Below are 20,039 nucleotides of genomic sequence, written 5' to 3' on the forward strand. Positions count from 1 at the left end.
TTTTTTTATTGATTAAGCCTCGTTGGTGTTTCTTACCTTAACATGGTAGAACACGTTTGGTTTTGTTCCCACATGCTCCAACAAATGGTACATCCTATCGTCCTCTTTCAATTTGGCCACTTTACTATCGTGATCGTTTACATCTCCGAACACCATAGCCCCGCTGCTACATGCTGCAGAACAAGCAGTTTGGAACTCACCATCTTTCACCACTCGACCGTCTCTCTTCGCGTCCAAAATGGTCTTTTGGGTCATTTGGATGCACATTGAGCATTTTTCCATAACCCCCCTAGAACGCACATTAACGTCTGGATTAAGTACCATTTTACCCAAATCATTGTTCATATTAAAATCGAACTCGTCGTTGTTATTGTACAAGAACCAGTTGAATCTACGAACTTTATAAGGACAGTTGTTGGCACAATATCTTGTTCCTACACAACGGTTGTAAGCCATATGGTTTTGACCCTGTCTACTATGCGATGTTGCCGCTACCGGACAAACAGTTTCACAAGGTGCATGATTACAGTGTTGACACATTACCGGCTGGAAGGCTACCTGTGGATTGGCCGACGGATCTTCCATCTCCCTAAAGCCTCCAAGAGAACCATTTTCTCCCCAAAGGCCATCCATGCCATCTTTCTTCTCGTTATCTTGCTCAAAGGTCTCTTCGGAAGAGTAGTATCTGTCTATTCGCAACCAGTGCATATCTCTGGAACGGCGCATCTCCATCTTTCCGACAACCGGAACATTGTTCTCGGCATGACATGCGATGACACAAGCACCACATCCGGTACATGCATTTAGATCGATGGACAAGTTAAAGTGATGCCCGATGCTTCTATCAAACTCCTCCCAAAGGTCTGCATCTGGAGAGGTAACAGGTATTTCCTGATGATTCAATGATACATGCGGCATTGGGTTCCATTCCGCATGATCTTTGGTATTGAAAATCTCCAAAGTAGTTTCTTTGATGATGTCTCCCCTACCCATCAGTGTTTTTTGAGATTGCACACAGGCAAACTCATGAACTCCTGCTGATTTTTCTATCGTAACCGACTGTACATCGGAAAAATTACTATATAAAGCGTATGCATTGACCCCTGTGGCCATCTCTTGCTGCATTCCGGCTTTTTTACCGTATCCGAACGAAAGCCCTACAGTACCCACTGCTTGTCCTGGCTGAACGATCACAGGAACATTTTCCAGGACCTTTCCATCCACAGTAAGATTGACATAACTACCATTTAGACCGCCATCGGCCACTATGGTATTCTCCAACCCCCAAGTTTCAGCATCGGCCTTGGAAACGGTAACATAGTTGTCCCAAGACACCCTCGAAATCGGATCAGGGAACTCTTGCAACCAAGGGTTGTTGGCCTGGCGACCGTCACCCATACCCACCTTTGAGTAAAGTACCAGCTCCGTGCCCGGGCTTGTGGAATTCACCAAAGAACGTATCGCGGACGCTATTGGTACAATTTCCGGTTGCTCTTCCTCACCTTCATTGACCGAAGCAACCTCGTCATCTTCTGTATTCATCACGGAAACCTCAAATACCCCATCCTGCAAAGCTTTGTTCCAAGAACCTCCTTGCAGAATATCATTATTCCAATTTTCCTTAATGTATTCGTAGTATGTTTTTTCCACACCCATCCATTTCAAAAGTGCCGTCTGAAACTGTCTGGTATCAAACAACTCACGAATGGCTGGCTGCATTAAGCTATATTGTCCTTTTTTGAACTCTGCATCGCCCCATGATTCCAAATAATGGGATGATGCTGCCACATAATCGGACGACTGTGCCGTCTCATCATTATTGAACGCAAAAGCTACGGAAAGATCTACCTGATCTAAACCAGCAACAAACTCTTCTGCATTTGGCAATGAATACGCTGGATTTACACCGTCGGTAATCAACATACCCACACGACCGGCATTCATATCCGAAATCAATTTATTCACCTTTGCAGCATCTCCTTGGCGCACATATTTTGGCTTGATCGGATCAAATGCCTCACTAGCCAATAATTTATTGATCGCCAATACAACAGATTGTGCATTCTCATCATTTAATCCGGTAACAACAACTGCTTTGCTGCCTGCTTTTTTGATTTCAGCCGCAACTTGGTCCACGGCAGCATCCACATCAGATGTACCACCGCCTACACTGCTACCATTTAACTTGCCATACAATTTGGCCAGCGCAATTTTCTGCTGGGTTGGCGTCATTGGATATCTCTTGTCGGCATTGGCCCCGGCCAAGGACATATTGGACTCCATCTGAATATGCCTGGACATTTTCCCGTTCTTTGGAATACGTCCTTTTGCATAACCAGAATCATAGCCCCCACCTTGCCAATCTCCCAAGAAATCAGCTCCGAAGGACACTATCAATTCAGCTTTTTCAAAATCATAATCGGCCAAGGCACGTTCACCGTACGCCTTATTAAATGCATTAAGCGCAGCATCTTCGGAAATTGCATCGTAAACCACGTGGTTCACGTTTTCCCCGTAAGCCTCTTTAAATTCCGAAATTAATTTTGTTGTGGACGGACTTGCATATGTCTGCGTCAAAAGGGCAATTTGCTTACTAGAACCCTTCAAAGAGTTCAGCTTGGCCATCACCGTAGCATCCAGCACCTTCCATTCCATAGGCTCACCATTGGCCATTGGCCCTTGAACCCTTTTACTATCATACAGAGACAAAACAGAGGCTTGCACTCGCGCATTGGCCCCACCATTTACCTTTGCATCCGTATTGTTTTCAATTTTTATCGGCCTTCCCTCACGGGTCTTCACCAAAATACTGGCAAAATCAAAACCATCCGCTATAGTTGTAGCATAGTAATTGGCCACACCTGGAACAATATTGTCCGGCTGGACCACATACGGTATAGATTTGTGAACAGGTCCCTCGCACGCTGCAACGGTTGCTGCCGCAGTACTGAAGCCGACATATTTCAAGAAATCCCTTCTTGAAGTATTGGAGGCGGACAGTTTTTCCTTGTCCCCCAAAAAGTCATCAACGGGAATCTCCTCTGTAAACTCGTTGTTTCTTAGCGCCTCAACAATGGAATCGTTCGGATTCAACTCCGCTTCACTTTTCCAATATTTTTTGTTTGATGCCATACGATATATCTGAGATTATCTTCTTTTAATTCTTAATAGTGACACTTACCACACTCCAAACCGCCCATCATGGCAGCGGTCAATTCCTCAACACCATACTTTTTGGACAGTTCTTCATGAATTGCCTCATAGTACTCATTACCTTCAACCTTCACATTGGTCTCCCTGTGACAATTGATACACCAACCCATAGTTAATGGAGCATGCTGATACATAACTTCCATTTCCTCTACTGGACCGTGACATGTCTGACACTCAATTCCTGCAACGGATACGTGCTGAGAGTGATTAAAGTATGCGAAATCCGGTAGGTTATGGATCCTAACCCACTCCACTGGCTGTGTTTCACCAGTATAGCTTTGGTTTTCCTCGTCCCAACCGACCGCTTTGTACAATTTCTTGATTTCGCCCGTATAAAATTCATTGCTATATCCATTGGCCAAATCTTCAGCTGAAGGACCTTCTGGATTACCAGTGTATTCGTAGATAGATTTGTGACAGTTCATACAAACATTAAGGGAAGGAATCCCGGAATGCTTGGAAGTCCTTGCGGAAGAGTGACAATACTTACACTCAATCTTATTATCGCCAGCGTGAATTTTGTGCGAATAATGGATCGGCTGAACCGGGGCATACCCTTGATCGATACCTACCTGCATCATCCAACCGTAAGCAAAGTATGCACTTGCCAAAAGCAAGAACACTACACTTACCAGCACCAAGAACTGATTTTGAACAAATGCTTTCCAAATTGGCAAGCGCTTTTCTTTCTCCTGCGCAATCACAACACCATTTGCTTCGGCTATTCTGCGCAAGGTCTTGTTCACCAAGATCAACATCATGACCAACAGACCGAACACCAACACCAATGCACCAAGTATCATTTCGTTGGAAATACCGGAAGTTGACCCACCAGCATCACCTCCAGTGGCGGCAGCAGCTGTAGCAGCTGCAGGCGCGGGCGGCGGAGCGGCAGTATACGCCAAAATATCATCGATATCCTGATTAGACAACGTCGGGAACGGGGTCATTGCCGCTTGATTGTACTCTGCGTATATTTTTACAGCATAAGCATCTCCAGCGGAAATCATGGCAGGACTATTCTTGATCCATTGATAGATCCATTCCTTGTCCAAACCTTCATCCTCAGCCAACCTTGTTTCTACATTGGCCAGTGCAGGTCCCGTCATTTTACGCTCCAATGCGTGACAGGCGGCACAGTTCTGATTAAACAGTTGTTTTCCCTTTACCGGGTCTCCTCCGACAGCTTCCACTGTTTGTTCAGCAGCGGCATCAGCCTCTTCTTGAGCATAAAAAGATGTGGAGAACAATAGGAAAGTTAAACCTAAAACTTTTGAAAATAGATGGCGGTATAAAACCTTTTTCATATTCGTGAAATTTCTATCGAAATCCTTGGCACGATTCTTTCTATTGAGTTTGAGAACAATAGCTTTTCACCCTACCAAGAGTGGTCACAAAAGTAAGACATACAAGCATTTTTTGAAATGTTAAGGTATTTATAACTCATAATTTATAAAGATTCTAAATAACTTTGCTTCAACTTGTTTAACCTATAATAATTTACTTTTGCAACAAGCGTTATAATCACAATACTGAAACACTATGAAAACCACGCTATTCACAGCACTAATTATAGGCTTTGCCGCTCAGCTTTCGGCACAGCAAGCCCAAGTGACCATTCAACAAGACCCAAAAATCGATCAATTGGTTCAACTGTATGCCAAGGTAAATGCAAACAGTGGTTTTTATCAGATACAAGTGGGCTTTGGGAGTTTTGAAAAGGCTCAAGACCTATTGAACCAAGTCGAGGTAGATTTCCCTGACTGGTATTCCAAAATAGAGTTTGAATCTCCCACCTACCGTGTAAGGCTAGGAAAATTTAAGACCAAATTGGAGGCCGAGAGAAAATATCTTGAAGTACGAAAAAAATATCCGGACGCCATGCTCCTGAAACCTGAAGAAAGCACTTCCAAATAACTAAAAAAACCCGCTCGATGAGCGGGTTTTTTTATGATTAGAATTATACTCGTTACAGCTTTTTCTTCACTGCCACTTCTTGGAAGGCCTCTACTATATCCCCTTCCCTAATATCGTTGTAATTCTTGATCTGTAGTCCGCAGTCGTATCCTTTGGAAACTTCTTTCACATCATCCTTGAATCGCTTCAACGAGGCGAGCTCCCCAGTATAGATTACTACACCATCCCTGATCAGCCTAATATTGGAGTTTCTAAAGATTTTACCACTGGTTACCATACATCCTGCAATGGTACCCACTTTCGAAATCTTGAAAGTCTCCCTAATCTCGGCATTACCGGTGATTTCTTCTTTCATCTCTGGAGACAACATGCCTTCCATCGCATCTTTAAGATCGTTGATGGCGTCATAAATAATAGAGTAGGTCCTGATATCGATCTCCTCTTTATCGGCAATAGTTCGAGCATTGCCCATCGGCCTTACGTTAAATCCGATTATAATCGCATCGGAGGCACTGGCCAACAATACATCGGATTCTGTTATCGCTCCTACGCCCTTATGTATGATGTTGACTTGAATCTCATCTGTGGATAATTTTTGGAAGGAATCCGTTAAAGCTTCTACAGAACCATCCACATCACCTTTTAGGATAATGTTCAGCTCCTGGAAGTCACCCAACGCAATTCTACGTCCAATTTCATCCAATGTAATGTGACGTTGTGTTCTTACGGATTGTTCGCGTTGTAATTGGGAACGTTTTGCCGCAATTTGCTTGGCTTCCCGCTCATCTTCCAACACATGGAACTTATCACCTGCCTGAGGCGCTCCGTCCAATCCCAAAATAGATATTGGCGTGGAGGGTCCGGCACTTGTAATATTATGTCCTCTTTCATCTTGCATGGCCTTAACTTTACCACTACAGGTTCCCGCCAATACATAATCACCAATGTTCAATGTACCGGTCTGGACCAAAATGGTCGCCACATAACCCCGGCCTTTGTCCAAAAATGCTTCTACCACGGTTCCCGTTGCCAAACGTTCTGGATTTGCTTTCAATTCCAATAACTCGGCCTCAAGCAAAACTTTTTCCAAAAGCTCTTGAACTCCTTGACCAGTTTTTGCGGAAATATCGTGCGATTGCACTTTACCCCCCCAATCTTCGACCAAAAGGTTCATTTGCGCCAATCCTTCTTTTATCTTATCAGGATTTGCCGTAGGCTTATCCACTTTGTTGATCGCGAATACTATGGGCACCCCGGCCGCTTGGGCATGGCTGATTGCTTCTTTCGTTTGCGGCATGATATCGTCATCCGCTGCAATTACGATAATGGCAATGTCGGTTACCTGTGCTCCACGAGCCCTCATTGCGGTAAACGCTTCGTGACCCGGAGTATCCAAGAAAGCAATTCTTTGACCATCTTCCAGCGATACACCGTAGGCTCCAATATGCTGCGTAATTCCTCCACTTTCCCCTGCGATTACATTTTCTTCACGAATGTAATCCAGAAGCGATGTTTTACCGTGGTCTACGTGCCCCATTACAGTAACAATGGGCGCCCTTGGTTGCAAGTCTTCGGGAGCATCCTCCACCTCATCGATGGTTTCCTCGATCTCGGCCGTTACAAACTCGACCTCATAACCAAATTCGTCTGCTACAATGGAAAGTGTTTCAGCATCCAATCGCTGATTCATGGTTACCATGATGCCCAAAGACATACACGCTGAAATTATCTGGGTAGTGGATACATTCATCATCGTGGCAAGTTCGTTCACGGTAACAAATTCGGTCACCTTTAAAATCTTGCTTTCCAATTCCTGTTGTTCAAGATCTTTTTCCGTTTGCTGACGGTGCTGATCTCTTTTCTCCCTTCTATATTTTGCTCCTCGACCTTTGTTGGATTTACCCTGTAGTTTTTCGAGGGTCTCACGTACTTGTTTTTGTACTTCTTCTTCGGTAGGCTCTACCTTGGGTGCATTGGAACGCTGTCCTTTTCTACCCGCGCCTCCTCTGTTATTACGACCTCCTCCAGCTTGTGGGCCATTCTTAACTATTCTCCTTCTTCGCTTTTTACGCTCCGCCCCATCGGAAGATCCTCCGCCAGTTTTTGACTTTTGGGTATCTTCTTTTTTCTTTTTCGCAGGCTTTTTAAATTGCGATAAGTCTATTTTGTCCCCGGTTATTTTTGGTCCGGAGAGTTTTTGATAATTGGTCTTTATGGTTCCTGTGCCTACCTCTTCCGCAGACTGCTTTTCTTCCTCTTTTACCTCGACCTTTTGCTCTGTTTTCTCTTCTGGCTTTTCTTTTACGGGAGCTGGAGCCTCGACTTTTGGCGTTTCTTTTTCAGGAGCTTTTTCCTGAACCTTTTCCGGTTCGGGTTTTGGAGCTTCCTCTTTCTTGGGCTCCTCCTTTTTAGGTTGTTCGGGTTTTTTGTCCAAATCAATTTTACCCACAGTCTTTGGACCGGATAATTCGGCCTTGGCCTTCACGACCTGCTGCTCGGCTTCTTTCTTTTCTTTGGCCAATCTGCGCTCCTCCTGCTCTTTCTCCATTCGCATTCGGATAGCTTCCTTCTCCTTTCTTTTTTCTTCACCAACTTCCTTGGAAGCAACCTTTTTGCTCTTATCCGTTTGGAATTCATCCAACAGAACTTGATACACTTCATTGGAAATCTTGGTGGTAGGACGTGCCTCTACCTCATGCCCTTCCGAGTTGAGATAGTCGACCGCTCTATCCAGTGAAATGTTCAATTCTCTAAGAACTTTATTAAGTCGTATTGTTGGATTTTCTGCCATAAATTATTTTACTTGCCCTAATTTTTCGCTGCTAATATAAGCCTAATCTTCAAATTCTTCCTTGAGGATACGAACTACCTCTTGGATTGTTTCTTCTTCAAGATCTGTTCGTTTCGCCAAATCTTTTACGTCTTGCTCCAAAACGCTGCGTGCAGTGTCCAATCCTATTTTCTTGAACTCCTCTATTACCCAGCCTTCTATTTCATCGGAGAACTCTGTAAGCTCAACATCTTCCTCTACACCTTCCCTAAACACATCTATCTCATAACCAGTTAATTGACCAGCCAATCTAATATTATGACCTCCTCTACCAATAGCCTTGGACACTTCCTCTGGCTTTAGATAAACTTGAGCTGTTTTCTTCTCCTCGTTCAACTTAACGGATGATACTCTGGCAGGACTTAGTGCCCGGGTAACCATTAGTTGGGGATTATTGGTCCAGTTGATTACATCGATGTTCTCATTGCCCAATTCACGGACAATTCCATGAATCCTTGAACCTTTCATACCTACACAAGCCCCAACGGGGTCGATTCTATCATCGTAAGAGTCCACAGCGACCTTTGCTTTTTCGCCTGGAATACGAACGGCTTTTTTAATGGAGATCAAACCATCGAAAACTTCAGGAATTTCCTGAAAGAACAATTGCTCCAAGAATTTCGGGGAAGTTCTGGACATAATGATCGCCGGCTTGTTTCCTTTAAGTTCCACGCTTTCAATAATACCTCGTACGTTATCCCCTTTACGGAAAAAATCGGCCGGGATTTGTTTTTCTTTTGGAAGAATGATCTCGTTGCCTTCGTCATCCAACAAAATTACGGCACGGTGCCTAATATGATGCACCTCTGCCGTATAAATCTCACCCTCCAAGTCTTTAAATTGCTTGTAGATAGTGGTATTATCGTGCTCATGGATCTTAGAAATCAGGTTTTGGCGCAATGCCAATATCGCTCGCCTACCCAAATCGATCAATTTCACTTCTTCGGAAACATCTTCACCCACCTCAAAATCCGGCTCTATTTTCCTGGCCTCGGACAAGGAAATTTCTTCATTTGGCTCCTCTACCTCGCCATCTTCGACCACGATACGGTTTCTCCAAATTTCCAAATCACCTTTATCGGGGTTGATAATGATATCAAAATTGTCGTCAGAACCAAATTTTTTCTTGAGCGCACTTCGGAAGACTTCTTCCAAAATCGCCATAAGGGTCACCCTGTCAATAAACTTATCGTCCTTAAACTCCGAAAAGGATTCGATGAGCGCTAGGTTTTCCATATTCTACTACAATTAAAATTTTAATTTAACTTTTGCTTCTTTAATGTCAGAAAAGGCAATTTCCTGTGTTTTCTGCACCGTAACTTTTCCTTTACCCACTGGTTTTGGCTCGCGGGCCTTCCACTCTAGGGTAATGCTATTTGTCGAGGTTTCGACCAGCGTACCTTCCAATTCCTCGGAGTTGGTCTTGACCTGTAATTTTCTTCCAACATTTTTATTGTACTGACGCGGCAATATTAAAGGCGACGTAGCGCCCGCAGATGTAACTTCCAGAGAAAAATCCTCCTCTTCGCGATCTAGGTTGTGCTCAATGGCCCTACTCACGTTCATACAATCCTGCAGGCTAACTCCATTATCCCCATCCAAAACAATCTTGATCCCATTATCGCCCCCTACGGTAAAATCGACCAAAAACAAGGACTGATGCTCTTCCAACGCTTGGTTCAATAATGATTCCACTTTATCCTTCAACATAAGAAATGAGTAATAAAAGAGGGGACTCAAGGTCCCCTCATGAATACTTTTATATCCGTTCAGTTTTGCAAATATACAACAATTTATATCGCTTGTGCAACCTCGCCACAAACAAAAGTAGGGGTTAGTCCATCTATTTTTCAACCAATTACCGCAAGAAAGTCTATTAAAATGGTGTTCAATTTCCGTTTTTCACTGTCCGTTGGCTTTTTGCAAGTCCAATCAATTTTCAACATTGTCCACATATTTACAGGGTTAACCCTCCTTTTGCCGTCTTTCACAACAATTATTTTGCACCGCGCCATTTGCTTATAATTTTGTACCATATCTAAAATCTACATGGGCACAACCTCAGTCTCCAAAAAGAAAATGAACCATTTCCCGACTGGATGGATGCTATTATTGGCATTTTTCCTTTTAGGCACTTTTTTTTCGTTTTCACAAACCACTATTTGGAGCGAAAACTTTGATAGCTACTCCAACAATACCCAAAGTGGAACGGCAACAGGAATGTCCTACACTAATTGGTCCACTACAAACGGAAGCAGATTAAATGTCAACAATAATGCTTTAAGAGGGCGTAACCTTAATAACACGGAAAGCATTTGGTCTACCCAACCCATAAACATTCTTGGATTCTCAACTGTTAACTTTAGCATGGATACTTATGTAAATAGGGCTGATAGATTTGAAAGTTCAGACTATTTTATTGGAGAATATCGAGTAGATGGAGGATCTTGGGTTGAATTCGTAAATGCTTCAGGGTCAACTTCAGACCCATTAAATACTTCTTACAATATTAACTTACCAACTACAGGCTCCCTCCTTGAACTTAGAGTAAGAATGCGTAATAATGCAGGAAATGAGCACTATTACATCGACAACATTTTGGTCGAAGGAACCCTAAATCTATGTGTAGGTGAAGTGGATTTTGAGTTCTACGATAGTTCACCTTCCGGAAGTACTGTTGACAATATCCCAACAACTGGATATATTGGATCCGGCACGTACACCAGTTTTAATGTGGATAATCTACAAAACCAAGAAGACCCGGGTGATACAGATAACTTTAGTATTAGGTATACCGGTTTTATTCAAATAGACACTCCTGGCTCGTATACTTTTTATACCACATCGGACGATGGCTCCAAATTATATATAGATGGGACCCAGGTGGTCAATAACGATGGGGCACATAGTTCCCGAGAGCGATCGGGGAACATTACACTAACAACCGGTTTGCACGATATCCAGGTACTTTTCTTTGAAAATGGCGGAGGGGAAAACCTATCGGTTGCCTACCAAGGCCCCTCTATTTCCAAACAGAACATTCCATTTTCCAAATTGTACTCCACTTGCAGTGTAGGCAGTGCCGACTTAGATGGTGATGGCATTGACGATGCCAGCGATGTGGATGATGACAATGATGGCGTCCTGGATGTGGATGAATGTGGTGGAGCTACGGGAAATTTTGTACAGACCGCAACAAATATTCAAAACTTCAGTGATGCTTCCAATGCCGAAGGAAACCCAAGCACCACGTATGCCTATAACTCTACGACCACATATCCGGGGCAATCGATCATTTCATTTCAATTTTCACAAGTGATCCCCATCGGCACCACGGTAAGTGTATTCTTAAGTGCCGACCCGGTAGTATCCACGTCCGATATGCAAATACAATACGATAATGGAAGCTGGTTGGCAAGTGCCAATGGAATACCATCGGGTTCAATTACAGAGATTACATTTAATGTCAGCACCAATAATTTCCAATCGTTTAGGGTCATGGCCTATCAGATTGGCGCAAGGGTCCATGGTGCCAGTTACCCCGGTACGGTAGACTGCACCACAGTAGATACCGACGGTGATGGCATTCCTAACTATCAAGACCTGGATAGTGATGGCGATGGCATTCCCGATAATGTGGAGGCCCAAACATCGACAGGGTATACGGCACCGTCGGGCAATGATGCCGACAACGATGGTCTCGACGATGCCTATGAAAGCAGTGGCTTGTCCGCAATTGATTCGGATGGTGACGGTACTCCCGATTTTTTGGATACCGATAGCGACAATGATGGCACAGGTGACACGACAGAAGCATCCCTAGCACTATCAGGGTCGGATAACGATAATGACGGACTAGACAATACCGTGGATACCACAACAGGCTATGGTGACCCCGGAGGGGATATTGACGACCCTACCAATGCCATTGGAGGTTCCTTGATATTACCGGATTCCGATGGAGACCTTGGATCCGGCGGCGATCTGGATTTTAGGGATGACACCGTGGACGCAGACGACCCACCGAGCATAACCGCAACCGGAAACCAATTATATTGCCCAGGAAATGCCATACCAGTAGTGGAATCGATTAGTATTACAGATCCCGATAGCAGTACAGTGGATGCTGTTTATATTCAAATAACCTCCAACTACGATGTTTCGGGCGATGTCTTGAACCTTACCGGCACACACCCCAACATCACTGCAAGCTGGGATACTTCCGAAGGAAGATTATTGTTGAACGGACCTGCTACCTTGGCCGAATTTGAAGCAGCGATCTCGGCCGTTGAATTCCAGACTACGGCCATGGTAAGTTCTGGAGATACCCGGACTTTTTCCATAGTATTGAACGAGGCCAATTATTTGGAGTCTACAGGCCACTACTACGAATATGTTCCCTCTTTGGGCATTACTTGGACAGCAGCTAGGGATGCCGCTGCCTTACGGACATTTTATGGTTTACAAGGCTACTTGGCCACTATTACGGTGCAGGACGAATCCGATCTATTGGGTGCTCAAGCCCCCGGTGCTGGTTGGATAGGTGCCAGCGATGCCGCCACCGAAGGTGATTGGTATTGGGTAACCGGACCGGAAGCCGGTACTCTCTTTTGGAGAGGAACCTCTGGAGGAACAGCCTTTGGGTATGAATTTTGGAATACAGGGGAACCCAATCAATCTGGAGATGAGGATTATGCCCATATCACTGCTCCGGGAGTTGGACTGGATGGTTCCTGGAACGACCTTTCCAACACAGGGGCATCCAGCGGAAGTTATCAACCTAAAGGGTATTTGGTGGAATATGGCGGTATGGCAGGCGACCCTCCATATCCAAATATTGCGGCCACCACTACAATTACGGTAGATACAATTGCCCCAACTGCCAGTGCACCATCTCCTATCTCTGTTTATTGTAGCGATGATATCCCTGCAGCGGATATTACGGTTATTTCCGATGAGGCCGATAATTGTGCTTCAAATCCGACAGTGACCTTTATAAGTGACGTTAGTGATGGAGGTAGCAACCCCGAAACCATTACCCGTACCTATAGGGTTACCGATGATGCCGGGAACAGTATTGATGTGCAACAAACCATAACGGTAACGCCGTTCACCATAACCACACAACCAACAGATCAAACGGTAGTAGTGGGCAATAGTGGAGGTTTTACCGTGGCAACAACAAACGCGGACACCTATCAGTGGGAAGTGAGCACGGATGGGGGCAGTAATTTTAGCACCATAATCGATGGCTCCGAATACACCGGAACGCAAACCGCCAATCTTATTTTGAACACTCCGGATGTGAACTCCAACGGATTTATTTACCGTGTACTCGTTTCGAACAGCAGTGGAAGCTGTACCCCGATCATTTCTGATGAAGCCCTCTTGACCATGAAAACGGGAAGAGTGATAACCAACAGAGGTGTAACGTTCAGAGTCAACAAAAACTAAGCACAATATCTAGCTCGACTGTTTCGCCTTTTGCTCAAATGAACCTACCATTTGCTCTTCAAATAGATCATGGATTTCCTGTAAAATAACGGGGTCATCAATGGTGGAAGGTGTGGTATATGGTTTTCCATCTGCAATGGCGCGTATCACTTTGCGCAAAATTTTGCCCGATCGGGTCTTGGGCAATCGTTCGGCCACCAACACCTTTTTTAAAGACGCCACCGGACCAATTTCCTTTCTTACATCGGCCACGACTTCGGCCTGCAACTGTAAACTTTCGATGTCCGCACCTGCTTTAAGCACAGTTATGGCCAAGGGAATCTGTCCTTTTAAATCATCCTCAATTCCCACAACACAACATTCGGCAACATCCGGATGCTTGGCTACCACCTCTTCCATTTCTGCAGTGGACAATCGGTGACCTGCCACATTGATAATATCGTCTACCCTCCCAGTTATAAAAACATATCCATCTTCATCCAAATATCCCCCATCCCCTGAAAAATAGTAGCCATCGAACTTGTCAAGATACCCTTTTACAAATCTGTTGGTATCTCCCCATAAATTGGGCAAAGTTCCTGGGGGCAGAGGTAGTTTTATCGCAACATAGCCTTCTTCTCCTTTATCGGCTGCCGTACCATCTGCACGCAAAATCTGTACATCATAACCACATACCGGTTTCGTGGCCGACCCCGGTTTTACTTTGAAATGTTCTTTAAAGCCCATCATGTTGGCCACAATGGGCCAACCTGATTCTGTTTGCCACCAATGATCGATTACCGGTACTTTAAGTTTCCCTTCTGCCCATTTTAAGGTGGAAACATCGCATCGTTCACCTGCCAGGAACAAATACCGAAGGCCGCACATATCGAATTGATCTATAAATGAGCCTTGGGGATCTTCCTTCTTGATTGCTCGAATTGCTGTTGGGGCGGTAAACATCACCTTTACATTATGGTCACTGACCACACGCCAAAAAGTTGAGGCATCCGGAGTACGGACCGGCTTCCCTTCAAAAAGAACCGTTGTGCAACCATATATCAAGGAGGCGTATACAATATAGCTGTGCCCCACTACCCAACCCACATCGCTGGCGGCCCAGAATACTTCGCGGGGATTAATACCGTACACATTTTTCATACTATAGTACATGGCTACGGCATGTCCTCCATTATCCCGAATGATTCCTTTTGGTTTTCCCGTAGTTCCGGAGGTGTACAATATGTACAAGGGGTCTGTGGCATCTACCTCGGTACACCGAACCGGGTCGGCAATCTTCATTAAAGTGGAGTAGTCGATATCGTTTTCTCCATCCGGACGCGCTGCTCCCAAACGTCTGTTGTAGACAATTACGTGCTCTGGCTTATGCGCTGCCAAACCTATAGCTTCGTCCACCATAGGTTTATAGGGTATTATTCTATCCACTTCTATACCGGAGGTTGCCGTAATGATCAATTTAGGTTTGGCATCATCGATGCGAATAGCAAGTTCGTGGGGCGCAAAACCACCAAATACTACCGAATGGATGGCACCCAAGCGGGCACAGGCCAACATGGAAATCACTGCCTGTGGTATCATCGGCATATAAATGATCACGGTATCGCCTTTTTCAACACCGAGCCGCTTCATTCCGCCTGCCAAACGGCTTACCCTGTCCCTTAGATCTAAATAGGTAATTTTCTCCATCGTTTGCGTAACGGGAGAATCGTAAATAAGTGCAATTTCCTCACCCCGACCGTTTTCTATATGGGCATCCAATGCCAAATATGAGGTATTGAGTTTTCCTCCCTTGAACCAACGATAAAATCCATTTTCATCTTTGGTCAATGCCCTTTGCGGTTTTTGGAACCAACTGATATTTGCTGCTTGTTCCATCCAGAAATTCTCGGGGTCTTTAATAGACCTATTAAATTCCCGATCGTACATGATCTTCTCCATTATAGTATTGTTTGAATAGTTTTTTTATGTGCATGCGCAACATGGAACTCATTACACATACAATTTCAACAAACTGATAATGAAATCCTTGAGAGCATATTCTCCTAAAGTAGTAATTTATAGTACTGGAACACCGATAAATATCGCTAAATTGATATATCTATAATTTTTTGATGGTAAATCTTAAGGTTTATAGCAATCAAATGGTCCATACATATGCTATTTCCATATACCTTTACCATATGAAACCACTCTTAAACCCCAAACAGCGTTATCTTTTTAAACGAATTTTTCCCTTTGGGGCAATTTGGTTGATATTGAGTTGGTTCATCCTCCTGATCGAATCCATGGCAACCGAGTACCAAAATCAACGACCGGAAACGGACATTACGCTATCTTGGGACATTCTGATTTTTGCCTCCCTCGCCGTTTTTTTAATGGGAACCGTAATGGGGGCAGTAGAGGTACTTTGGTTGGACAAACGATTCAAGAACAAATCGTTTTGGAAGAAAATCCTTTATAAAATGGGATTTTACTTATTGTTTATACTTATTATCAACCTAGTTACCTTTCCCTTGGCGGCAAGTATTGAACTTGGCACATCCATTTTGGACACCGAGGTTTGGCAAAAGTTTTCCAAATACGTTGCTAGCATTACATTTTTGAGCACATTTATTTCTTTATCGTTCAGTATATTCTTGTCCTTACTGTATTCGGACATCAATGAATATCTGGGCCATACCTTTATGATTAATCTCATAACCGGAAAATACCATACTCCAAAGGAGGAATCCCGGATTTTTATGTTTTTGGACATGAAGTCTTCCACCTCTTTCGCTGAACAACTGGGACACGAGCTATATTTTAAATTTTTAAGGGATTATTATGATCAACTGTCCAATGCGATTATCGAACACACGGGCGAGGTCTATCAATATATTGGGGATGAAATTGTAATTACTTGGGAATTACAGAAGGGCATTGAAAACCAAAACTGTTTGTTGTGCTTTTACGCCATGCGGAAGAGTCTACAACAAAAATCAATCTATTTTGAAGAGACATATGGCGTTGTTCCCTCTTTTAGGGCCGGGTTGCATATGGGCAAGGTTACCACAGGGGAGATCGGTGCTCTAAAAAAAGAGATTTTCTATACCGGTGATGTTCTCAATGTTACCGCTCGCATTCAAAAATTATGCAAGCCCATGGAGCAGGAGATCATTGTTTCGGAAAAATTGGTGTCGCTTTGGAAGTTTAGTGATATAGAATTTGTTCCGTTGGGCAATATGGAACTCGAAGGAAGGCAAGAACCTATGGAGCTTTATACTCCTAAAAATCAGGTATAAGTCGGGTTCAAAAATGCATTTTCATACCTTCATGGCTGGCTTTAAACCCTAGTGATTCGTAAAACCGAATGGCATCTGGCCGTTTTTTATCCGTGGTCAACTGCAATAGATGCGCATTACGTTCCTTTGCCCTATTTATGGCCCATTCGAATACACTTTTACCTATTCCCATACCACGATGCTCCTTGTGCACACGTACACCTTCAATTTGGGCCCGAATACCGCCTTGGTAGGTGAGATAGGGAATAAACGTCATTTGAAAAACTCCAATCACCTCTCCAACTTCGTTTTCAACCACAGTGAGTTCTTGGTTTTTATCAGTATCGATTCGTTCAAAAGCATCATAATAGGCTTTGGGCAATGGAAGGGTATAATTTTCCCGTTTGCTGCCCAATGTATCGTCCGCAATCATTTCTATGATGGTCGGGACATCGTTGATGCTAGCTTTTCTGAATTTCATAATTATTACCGGTCCTAATTTTTATCAACTCCTTTTCAATTATCTTTTTTAAAAATTTCATCGGAATTCACCCAGTATACTTCTCCTTTTGTAACCCCGTTCCAACCACTGTTTGGTGGGGAACTATATCTTTTTGAGAAGAAAAAATAGTTGTTGTCCGGTGACATATAAGGGCAATAGTACACCCAATTTTCATCTATATTCTCACCAAGCTCAAAAGGAACAGGTCTCTGCCATTTGCCATTTTTCTTGAACGAGACCGCAAATCCTTTTTCATCAGTGTACGTATTTGCAGTGATCAGAAAACTTTCATCCGGAGAGACATAAGTGCTTCTTTCTCCTTTTTCAGAGTTGACTTGTGGACCAATATTCACTGGTGTATCAAACTTTCCATTTCCTAAATATTGAGCACGATAGATATCTCCCTTCCCCAGGCCACCAGGTCTGTTGGATGTAAAATACAAGCTGCCATCGGCGACCACAACCGGGTACGATTCTGTATATTCCTGAGTGGATATGGGGTGGCCAACTTTTGTGGCCAATTGCCAATTGCCATCTATTTTCTGGCTTTTGTAGATATCAGGTTTGGATTTTTTGGAGTTATCTTCTGGACTTATTCCAAGAAAATACATGGTGTTTCCATCTTTACTAATGGAGGGGTCGATGGCAACGGATTCTTTATCTTGCTCTTTAAACATTTGTAGGGGTTTCGGTTCACTCCATTTACCCTCAATGAATTCAGCATGGTGAATGACAAATTTCTTGTCGATTATTCTTGTAAAAAACAGTTCCGTGAATGACGGGTTAAATACTGTATTGATTTCAATGCTGTCCGTGTTTACGATTGAGGGAGCAAATAATTTAGGACTAGCTTGGGGCTGCTCTTGATCTAAATACAATTTATTGACGTTGGTTTGGCCAAAGCCAAAGAACATTACATTGAATCCTATTATAGTCAGTAGCAAATATTTTCTATTCATTTGTTTTTTAATTATAATGTCTCCTTAAGTGTTTTATTAATCTTTTTTCATCAAATTCCATGGACATGATTTGGCCGGTGGTATGTTCCACAATGGTATCCATGTGAAAAGGTTCTACCTTGGCCCATATTTTTATTTTGACAAAAATACCATTGTTTCCAATTATCATATCCTCTATGGTTACTCATCTACATATTTCGCCGATAAGTCCATTCTATTTAAGGATTGCCCATTAATAATTACTTGTTCAATATCATTATAAGCCGTGATATCCCGTAATGGATTCTTGTTAAGAATAAGAAGATTGGCTTTTTTACCCACTTCTACCGTACCGTATCTTTTTTGAAGGTGGAATGCTTTTGCATTTTCTATGGTCGCCATAGCCAAAATTTTATTCAAGGGAATTCCTGCATTTGCCATTTCCAACATTTCCAAATACCCATTATAGCCCGGAGGATTTCCATAGGTGGGTGAGGATGGTGTATCTGTGCCGAACAGCAACTTTCCGCCATTGTCATTCATATATTTCATGCTGAGCTTGCCTTGTTCAGAGATACGGTTAAAATTGGTTGCGATAATATGTTTTGGGGCATTACCAAATACATTGGCATACATTATATTGGAATTTGCCTTGTAGTAATCGAGCAACGGCTTGGGCAGCACATGTTCCAACTCCGTATTGTCCAGATATTCGGCATTGGTTAGTTCCCAAAGTCCATTGATCACTTGTAGGGTTGGCATATACCCTATCTTACTTTTAATTTCCGCATCCAGTACGTCTTTTATCTCATTAGGAAGCACCATAGTGGAATCCAACCTATGGTTGCCCCAGTTCCACAATCCATGGGCCATAACATCTACTTCTGCTTCTGCCAAAAATCCGTGGGCCTCCAACGAATTTCCATGAACCGCCAAAACCAAGTTGTTTTTGTGCGCTTCCTTTTTCAAATTAGACATCAATTTTTGAGAAGGTGTGGGAAAACGCGGCTGTGCAGGATCAAACCCTGGCTCGTAATAGGTTTTTAAAACAATTGCACCGGATTCAGCTATTCTTTTCGCCACGGCCTCTGGGGTATGGTTTTCTTTTACATAATTATCCAGAAAGGGATAGGCCTCGTTCTCCTGATAAACAAAATTGGGAACCTCATCTTCCCAATTGGACAGTCCATAGCCGTTTCCGATTACAGCGCCTCCCCCTGCATAATATAGATCTGGCCTTACTTCCATTTTTTGAAAATCGACCAATCTGTCGGGTTTGGCGGTCCCCAAATCGATCAAGGTGGTATATCCAAAATATAAATAGCTTTTTGGAAGTTGTTCCCTAAACAATTTTACTAGTTCGGGGTGTTGCAGTTCCTCGTCGTCGGATAGTGCATCGGTCCCGGTTACATGCACATGGCTATCGATCAGTCCAGGAATTATATATTTTCCTTTTGCATCAATAGTGGTAAACGCCCCTTTTACCTTGGGCTTTTTCTCTCCTACATACACGATACTGTCTCCTGCCGTAACAATAAAATCATTAGAGGATATGGTTTGATCTTCTGGTGATATGATCTGTGCATTTTTAATCAACAATCCATTATCCACTATAATTTCGACCCCGGTGGTTTTGCATGAAATCAAAGTGAGGGTAAAGAGCAATAATCCTATTATTTTGTTCATCGTGATGTGTTATTGAAACTTGTGTGTTGAGTATTTTAAGCTGCCTTAGTTAAATTTAATTTGCCTCTCCAAAGACCAGTGGGATATCTATTGGAATTTGGTCGCTTAACAATGTTAGGTTTAATTTCCTTTCTTCCCGACAAGATAAAACAAGAAAAATATAAAAAGTCGATAAAAAAATTGTGCGTATGTATTCCATGTTCGTTGATTTGATTGATGATTCCACTATTGCTTCTATC

At 43.2% G+C, this 20,039-nt stretch carries 12 protein-coding genes; 3 read left to right on the forward strand and 9 right to left on the reverse strand.

What is annotated here, in order from left to right:
- Window positions 1–12: 12 nt before the first annotated feature.
- Together ACXAFK_RS14595 and ACXAFK_RS14600 are read right to left on the reverse strand one after the other, a co-directional pair.
- Window positions 13–3,132 (reverse strand): TAT-variant-translocated molybdopterin oxidoreductase, encoded by a 3,120-nt coding sequence (locus ACXAFK_RS14595; RefSeq protein ID WP_474958244.1) that lies wholly within the window; start codon window positions 3,130–3,132, stop codon window positions 13–15.
- Between the two features lie 32 nt (window positions 3,133–3,164).
- Complete coding sequence (locus ACXAFK_RS14600) at window positions 3,165–4,520, reverse strand: c-type cytochrome (protein WP_474958245.1); 1,356 nt, start codon at window positions 4,518–4,520, stop codon at window positions 3,165–3,167.
- A 235-nt stretch (window positions 4,521–4,755) separates the two neighbouring features.
- On the opposite strand from ACXAFK_RS14600, the gene ACXAFK_RS14605 reads away from it, so the two are divergent.
- Window positions 4,756–5,130 carry an SPOR domain-containing protein gene (locus ACXAFK_RS14605; RefSeq protein ID WP_474958246.1) on the forward strand — a complete coding sequence of 125 codons (375 nt, stop codon included), beginning with the start codon at window positions 4,756–4,758 and terminating at the stop codon, window positions 5,128–5,130.
- A 52-nt stretch (window positions 5,131–5,182) separates the two neighbouring features.
- On the opposite strand, the gene infB is transcribed toward ACXAFK_RS14605, so the two are convergent.
- The 3 genes from infB to rimP are packed head-to-tail and all read right to left on the reverse strand — an operon-like array spanning window position 5,183 to window position 9,670.
- Window positions 5,183–7,921, reverse strand: a complete 2,739-nt coding sequence (gene infB / locus ACXAFK_RS14610) for a translation initiation factor IF-2 (protein ID WP_474958247.1) — start codon at window positions 7,919–7,921, stop codon at window positions 5,183–5,185.
- A gap of 42 nt (window positions 7,922–7,963) precedes the next feature.
- Window positions 7,964–9,196 (reverse strand): transcription termination factor NusA, encoded by a 1,233-nt coding sequence (gene nusA / locus ACXAFK_RS14615; protein ID WP_224835464.1) that lies wholly within the window; start codon window positions 9,194–9,196, stop codon window positions 7,964–7,966.
- Window positions 9,197–9,208: 12 nt separating this feature from the next.
- The gene (gene rimP, locus ACXAFK_RS14620) at window positions 9,209–9,670 is read right to left on the reverse strand and encodes a ribosome assembly cofactor RimP (protein WP_474958248.1); all 462 of its coding nucleotides are present in this window, start codon (window positions 9,668–9,670) and stop codon (window positions 9,209–9,211) included.
- A gap of 339 nt (window positions 9,671–10,009) precedes the next feature.
- On the opposite strand from rimP, the gene ACXAFK_RS14625 reads away from it, so the two are divergent.
- Window positions 10,010–13,414, forward strand: a complete 3,405-nt coding sequence (locus ACXAFK_RS14625) for a PA14 domain-containing protein (RefSeq protein ID WP_474958249.1) — start codon at window positions 10,010–10,012, stop codon at window positions 13,412–13,414.
- A gap of 9 nt (window positions 13,415–13,423) precedes the next feature.
- Here the strand turns inward: ACXAFK_RS14625 and ACXAFK_RS14630 are convergent, their stop codons facing one another.
- On the reverse strand, window positions 13,424–15,355 hold the full coding sequence (locus ACXAFK_RS14630) for a propionyl-CoA synthetase (RefSeq protein ID WP_474958268.1): 1,932 nt from the start codon (window positions 15,353–15,355) through the stop codon (window positions 13,424–13,426).
- Window positions 15,356–15,594: 239 nt separating this feature from the next.
- Here ACXAFK_RS14630 and ACXAFK_RS14635 point away from each other — a divergent pair, with 239 nt between their 5' ends.
- Window positions 15,595–16,695: an adenylate/guanylate cyclase domain-containing protein gene (locus ACXAFK_RS14635; protein ID WP_474958250.1), complete on the forward strand. Its 1,101-nt coding sequence runs from the start codon at window positions 15,595–15,597 to the stop codon at window positions 16,693–16,695.
- Window positions 16,696–16,702: 7 nt separating this feature from the next.
- On the opposite strand, the gene ACXAFK_RS14640 is transcribed toward ACXAFK_RS14635, so the two are convergent.
- The 3 genes from ACXAFK_RS14640 to ACXAFK_RS14650 form a co-directional block, all read right to left on the reverse strand.
- Window positions 16,703–17,155 (reverse strand): N-acetyltransferase family protein, encoded by a 453-nt coding sequence (locus ACXAFK_RS14640; protein ID WP_474958251.1) that lies wholly within the window; start codon window positions 17,153–17,155, stop codon window positions 16,703–16,705.
- Between the two features lie 35 nt (window positions 17,156–17,190).
- The gene (locus ACXAFK_RS14645; protein WP_474958252.1) at window positions 17,191–18,135 is read right to left on the reverse strand and encodes a TolB-like translocation protein; all 945 of its coding nucleotides are present in this window, start codon (window positions 18,133–18,135) and stop codon (window positions 17,191–17,193) included.
- 180 nt (window positions 18,136–18,315) lie between these two features.
- The gene (locus ACXAFK_RS14650) at window positions 18,316–19,800 is read right to left on the reverse strand and encodes an amidohydrolase family protein (RefSeq protein WP_474958253.1); all 1,485 of its coding nucleotides are present in this window, start codon (window positions 19,798–19,800) and stop codon (window positions 18,316–18,318) included.
- Window positions 19,801–20,039 lie beyond the last annotated feature (239 nt).

The organism is Flagellimonas sp. ABD4_174, assembly GCF_056160185.1.

What these genes read in the sequence shown, in the direction of transcription:
- ACXAFK_RS14595 (WP_474958244.1), bottom strand. Translation starts at nt 3,132, where the DNA reads ATGGCATCAAACAAAAAATATTGGAAAAGTGAAGCGGAGTTGAATCCG.
- ACXAFK_RS14600 (WP_474958245.1), bottom strand. Translation starts at nt 4,520, where the DNA reads ATGAAAAAGGTTTTATACCGCCATCTATTTTCAAAAGTTTTAGGTTTA.
- ACXAFK_RS14605 (WP_474958246.1), top strand. Translation starts at nt 4,756, where the DNA reads ATGAAAACCACGCTATTCACAGCACTAATTATAGGCTTTGCCGCTCAG.
- infB (WP_474958247.1), bottom strand. Translation starts at nt 7,921, where the DNA reads ATGGCAGAAAATCCAACAATACGACTTAATAAAGTTCTTAGAGAATTG.
- nusA (WP_224835464.1), bottom strand. Translation starts at nt 9,196, where the DNA reads ATGGAAAACCTAGCGCTCATCGAATCCTTTTCGGAGTTTAAGGACGAT.
- rimP (WP_474958248.1), bottom strand. Translation starts at nt 9,670, where the DNA reads ATGTTGAAGGATAAAGTGGAATCATTATTGAACCAAGCGTTGGAAGAG.
- ACXAFK_RS14625 (WP_474958249.1), top strand. Translation starts at nt 10,010, where the DNA reads ATGGGCACAACCTCAGTCTCCAAAAAGAAAATGAACCATTTCCCGACT.
- ACXAFK_RS14635 (WP_474958250.1), top strand. Translation starts at nt 15,595, where the DNA reads ATGAAACCACTCTTAAACCCCAAACAGCGTTATCTTTTTAAACGAATT.
- ACXAFK_RS14640 (WP_474958251.1), bottom strand. Translation starts at nt 17,155, where the DNA reads ATGAAATTCAGAAAAGCTAGCATCAACGATGTCCCGACCATCATAGAA.
- ACXAFK_RS14645 (WP_474958252.1), bottom strand. Translation starts at nt 18,135, where the DNA reads ATGAATAGAAAATATTTGCTACTGACTATAATAGGATTCAATGTAATG.
- ACXAFK_RS14650 (WP_474958253.1), bottom strand. Translation starts at nt 19,800, where the DNA reads ATGAACAAAATAATAGGATTATTGCTCTTTACCCTCACTTTGATTTCA.